Below are 4,051 nucleotides of genomic sequence, written 5' to 3'. Positions count from 1 at the left end.
TTTCCGATCAATCCTGGCCAGGCCGGCAAGGAGATCCTCGGCCGGATGACCTATGCGAGGCTCGCCGATATTCCCGAGCCGATCGACATGGTCGATGTCTTTCGCGCGCCGGCGGCGGTGCCCGGCATCGTCGACGAGGCGTTGCGGCTCGATCCCTTGCCGAAAGTCATCTGGATGCAGCTTGGCGTTCGCCATGACGAGGCCGCCGCGCGCGCCGAGGCCGCCGGCATCAAGGTGGTGATGAACCGCTGCCCCAAGATCGAATACGGCAAGCTGTCCGGCGAGATCGGCTGGACCGGCGTCAATTCCGGTGTGCTGTCGTCGAAGAAGCCGCTGATGCGGTCGGGATTCCAGAGTTTTGGCGTGCGCCAGAAGTAGGACACGTCGCTAAAAGTGCGCGGCGGTTTTGGGATAACGACGTGCACCAAAAGCAAGGCCTGATGCGCAATGCGCCTTGGGCGCAAAATTATTCCTTAGACCAGTGCATTTTCTCGGGCCTCGGCCGCAGATCGTTCGCCGAAGGGCATTTTCTTCTTTGCATTCGCGCTCATGCTTCGCCAAGAATGCCCGGCGATTTCAAGAGTTTCAAAAGGGAGGTTTTCAGTGACCCGCACGCCAGGTTTCAACACGCTCGCCGTCCATGCCGGTGCCAAGCCCGATCCGGCGACCGGCGCGCGTGCCACGCCGATCTACCAGACGACCTCCTTCGTCTTCGACGATGCCGACCATGCCGCGTCGCTGTTCGGGCTGAAGGCCTTCGGCAACATCTACACCCGCATCATGAATCCGACGCAGGCGGTGCTGGAAGAGCGCATGGCGGCCCTCGAAGGTGGCACGGCGGCACTCGCGGTCGCTTCCGGCCACGCCGCGCAGGTGATCGTGTTCCACAATCTGATGCAGCCGGGCGACAATTTCGTTGCCGCCAACAAGCTTTATGGCGGTTCGATCAACCAGTTCGGCCATGCCTTCAAGAATTATGGCTGGGAGGTGCGCTGGGCCGACACCAACGACATCTCGACCTTCGAGAGCCAGATCGACGACAGGACCAAGGCGATCTTCATCGAGAGCCTGGCCAATCCGGGCGGCACCTTCGTCGATATCGAGAAGATCGGCGACATCGCGCGCAAGCATGGCCTGCCGCTGATCGTCGACAACACGCTGGCTTCGCCCTACCTGATCCGGCCGATCGAGCATGGCGCCGACATAGTCGTCCATTCGCTGACCAAGTTCATCGGTGGCCACGGCAATTCGATCGGTGGCGCCATCGTCGACGGCGGCACCTTCGACTGGTCGAAGTCGGGCAAATACCCGATGCTGTCGGAACCGCGCCCCGAATATGGCGGTCTTGTCCTGCACGAAACCTTCGGCAATTTCGCTTTCGCCATTGCCGCGCGCGTGCTCGGCCTGCGCGATCTCGGTCCGGCGATCTCGCCCTTCAACGCCTTCCTCATCTTGACCGGCCTGGAGACCTTGCCGCTTCGCATGCAGCGCCACTGCGACAACGCCGTGACGGTCGCCGCCTGGCTGTCCAACCACCCCAAGGTCGCGTCGGTGAACTATCCAGGCCTGCCGACCGATAAGAACAATGCGCTGCAGAAGAAATACTCGCCGCAGGGCGCCGGTGCCGTGTTCACCTTCGCTCTCAAGGGCGGCTATGACGCCGGCGTGAAATTTGTCGAGGCGCTCGAGCTGTTCTCGCACCTGGCCAATGTCGGCGACACCAAGTCGCTGGTCATCCACCCGGCCTCGACCACGCACCGCCAGCTTTCCGACGAGCAGAAGGTCAAGGCCGGCGCAGGACCGGACACGGTGCGGCTTTCGATTGGCATCGAGGACGTCAACGACATCGTCGCCGACCTCGAACAGGCGCTAGCCAAGGTCTGACCGATCATGAGCGAGTCAAAATTTCTTGCCATCGGCGTCGACACTGTCGACGCCGAACAGGGCGCGCCGACGCCGGATCGGCTGATCTCGGGCGATCCCAAATTCCTCACCTGGAATGTCGAGGAGCGCGACGGCGGCCTTTACGCCGGCATCTGGGAATCGACCCCGGGCAAATGGCGCATCGTCTATGACGAATGGGAGTTCTGCCACATCCTGTCCGGCGTTTCGGTGATCGCGGAAGACGGCGGGCAGGCGCGTACCGTCAAGGCCGGCGACAGCTTCGTGCTCAGGCCCGGCTTCAAAGGCAGCTGGGAAGTGCTTGAAACGACTCGCAAGGAGTATGTGATCAAGCTGTAGACCGTGATCCCGAAAAGTGGAGGCCGGTTTTCGGGTAAAGATCATGGTCGAACAACAAAAGATGCACGGATCAGACGATGCGGTCGATATCGCTGTCCGAGAATCCGTATCGCGCCATCATCCGTCGGTGCCAGTCGCTGCCCACCAATTCATCGAGGCAAGCATCGATGCGCCGGAGCAGGGCTGAATTGCCTTTGGCGATCGCGAAGGCACCGGCCGACGGCTGCTTTTCAATCGGGGGAACCTCGACAAGCCCAAGCGGCATATCGGGCCGCCGGGTCAGATAGCCTCGGTGCGCCATCGCAACGCTGGCGTAGGCGTGCACCGCGCCGCTGGCCACTGCGTCCGCCGCATCCGCCTGCGTTGCAAACGTCCTGACCTGCTCGGGCGCGATTCCGTTGTGCAACGCCGTAAGATGCTGAACCTGATCGGTTATGACACCAATCAACGCTGTCCGGTCCTCGGCAATGGATTGGTAGCCGCGAAAGCCACGCGGATTGTGTTTCGCGACCAGCAACCCGTCCTGCAGCGCCCAGATCGGCCGTGTGAAGTCGACAAGCTGCCTGCGCTCTTCGGAGACGAACAGGCCGGTCGTCATGGTCCAACGACCCTCGACCAATCCCGGCAGCAGTTCAGCGAATTCGGCTTCGATCGGCTTAAAGCTCGCCAATCCGAGCATGTCACCGAGCCTGCGCGCAAGCTCGACGTCACAGCCTGAGACCTCGCCCGATGCACCTGCAAAGCAGAATGGCGGCTCTTCCAGGAAGGCGAATTTCAACTCAGTCAGATCAGGCAAACCGGCGCCACCTATTCCCCGGGCACAGTCTGAGGCAGCCCCGGCTTGTGGCCGTCAAAAGCCGACGGCGAGCGTTTCCAGCCCATGGAAATGGTAAGTGTCCCGAAAGCGCGCCTCTTCGGCAAGATGCAGCTTCGGATGCCGTTCGAACAGGGTTTTCAGCGACACCTGCAATTCGAGCCGGGCGAGCGGCGCGCCGATGCAGAAATGGATACCGGCGCCGAAGGACACGTTCTTCTGGTCGGCACGGTCGGGCCGGAAGGCGAGGGGATCGGCGAAGGCGCGTGGGTCATGATTGGCCATGCCCAGCAGCAGCCCGATCGTCTCGCCCGGCTGCACGACGATGCCGGGCGCGACCTCGATCTCCTGATAGGCATAGCGCGCGAACATGTGCAGCGGCGCGTCGAAGCGCAGGCATTCCTCGACCGTTGCCGCGGTCGCCTCGGGCGAACCGAAGAAGCGGCTGACATCGCCGCCCTGCATAAGGATCGAGCGGACGGCATTGCCGGTCTGATGCACGGTCGCTTCATGGCCGGCATTGAGCAGCAGGATCGCCGAGGACACCATCTCGTCCTCCGACAGCCTCTCACCGTCCTCCTGCGCCGAGATCAGCAGCGACAACAGGTCGTCGCCGGGATTTCGGCGTCGCTCGGTGACGTAGCCACGGAGGAAATCCGCAAATTCGCGGGCGGCACGGTTGGCCGTCTCTTCGATCGCGCGTGTGCGGCCATGCATGTACATGGCGACCATCTGGTGCGACCAGTCGAGCAGTTGCGGCCCCATTTCGACCGGGACACCGAGCATTTCGGCAATGATGGTGATCGGCAAGGGCGCCGCGAAAGCAGGCAACAGGTCGACCGCCTTGCCTGGTTCGAAACGGTCGATCAACTCGTTGGCCAAAGCCTCGACACGCGCCCGCAGCCGTTCGACCTGACGCGAGACGAAGGCGCGGTTGACCAGTGTTCTCAGCCGCGTGTGCACCGGCGGCTCCAGGTCCAGCATCGAATTGGCTTC

The 4,051-nt window shown here is 62.5% G+C and carries 5 protein-coding genes; 3 read left to right on the top strand and 2 right to left on the bottom strand.

Annotated features, from left to right (window positions below; genetic code table 11):
- From EN906_RS11755 to EN906_RS11745, 3 genes are all read left to right on the top strand, one after another.
- Window positions 1-378: CoA-binding protein (locus tag EN906_RS11755; RefSeq protein WP_245484229.1), on the top strand; the 378-nt coding region annotated here is incomplete at its 5' end.
- A 225-nt stretch (window positions 379-603) separates the two neighbouring features.
- On the top strand, window positions 604-1,884 hold the full coding sequence (locus tag EN906_RS11750) for an O-acetylhomoserine aminocarboxypropyltransferase (RefSeq protein WP_127269928.1): 1,281 nt from the start codon (window positions 604-606) through the stop codon (window positions 1,882-1,884).
- A gap of 6 nt (window positions 1,885-1,890) precedes the next feature.
- The gene (locus EN906_RS11745; protein WP_127269930.1) at window positions 1,891-2,241 is read left to right on the top strand and encodes a cupin domain-containing protein; all 351 of its coding nucleotides are present in this window, start codon (window positions 1,891-1,893) and stop codon (window positions 2,239-2,241) included.
- 70 nt (window positions 2,242-2,311) lie between these two features.
- On the opposite strand, the gene EN906_RS11740 is transcribed toward EN906_RS11745, so the two are convergent.
- Together EN906_RS11740 and EN906_RS11735 are read right to left on the bottom strand one after the other, a co-directional pair.
- Window positions 2,312-3,037: a transporter substrate-binding domain-containing protein gene (locus tag EN906_RS11740; protein WP_236383322.1), complete on the bottom strand. Its 726-nt coding sequence runs from the start codon at window positions 3,035-3,037 to the stop codon at window positions 2,312-2,314.
- 54 nt (window positions 3,038-3,091) lie between these two features.
- Window positions 3,092-4,051: cytochrome P450 (locus EN906_RS11735; protein ID WP_164777152.1), on the bottom strand; the 960-nt coding region annotated here is incomplete at its 5' end.

The sequence above is a fragment of the Mesorhizobium sp. M7A.F.Ca.CA.004.06.1.1 genome (genome assembly GCF_003999135.1).
Taxonomy (GTDB): Bacteria; Pseudomonadota; Alphaproteobacteria; order Rhizobiales; family Rhizobiaceae; genus Mesorhizobium.
The sequence above is the reverse complement of the archived record's forward strand: the minus strand, read 5'-3'. Positions and strand labels throughout refer to the sequence as shown.

What these genes read in the sequence shown, in the direction of transcription:
- EN906_RS11745 (WP_127269930.1), top strand. Translation starts at nt 1,891, where the DNA reads ATGAGCGAGTCAAAATTTCTTGCCATCGGCGTCGACACTGTCGACGCC.